1 pseudogene is annotated in these 805 nt (G+C 47.7%); it reads left to right on the top strand.

From position 1 onward, the window contains the following. Positions 1-805: pseudogene (locus A3750_RS26470) on the top strand (hypothetical protein); the annotation flags it as partial.

Here is an 805-nt window from a genome sequence, read left to right as displayed (position 1 = left end):
AAACTGAGTACGTTGAACGAGCGCTTTGTTCTCAACGTCGTCAGGCCCATCGAAGAGTACCTGAATACCGGAGATGCAACCAAACTAACCGAAGCGACCCAAGGCATAGAGGTTAGCCTTACCTCCTCTGAGATACTATCTGAAGCGGCAAAAGTAACGCTACAAGAAAAACTAACGGAGCTGAGCCTATTTTTAGATGGCGACTTCAGAGCTGCAGGCAAGTTATCTGGCGATCCACAGGCGCTGCTGCTTCAAAATGAACGCGAAACACGCGATGAACTCTCATTACTGACACGCTATGCCTTAGATGGCTATAACAGCGACCCCATTGCAGCAACGCGCTACATCAAACTCGCCACCAGTCTGCTTGAATATGTTCATGCACAAGCGTTAAATCGCCAAGCCTATTTTGAAACCTTCTCTCAAGCAAAGTTTGAAGAAATTCGCTCTTCGATTACCTCAGCAAAGAACGATGCCGAATCAATGCGCGCTCTTCCATTGCTTGGCGTCTTTGAAGAGGCAGAGGATGACTTTGGTTTGAGCTTGGGAGACAGCGAGGAAGAAGCCGAAGATAAGGGCGTCTCGCTAAGAGATAACATCGGTTATTTGCTTGATCGCTATATTGCAGAAATCGATCAGACCCGCGACATCATTTCAAAAGTGAGCGACAGCAGAGCTTCACTCAGAACACAGCTTTCAGAAATCAAACTCATTTTTGAACAACAAGCTGACTCGATCAGCACGCTAGCCAGCACGTCTTATGCGACCGTGCGCACAGTGCTATTCGGTACTGTCATCGCCATTG

It is taken from the genome of Oleiphilus sp. HI0079 (genome assembly GCF_001635105.1).
Note: the sequence above shows the minus strand (reverse complement) of the source record. Positions and strands in the feature narration are given on the sequence as shown.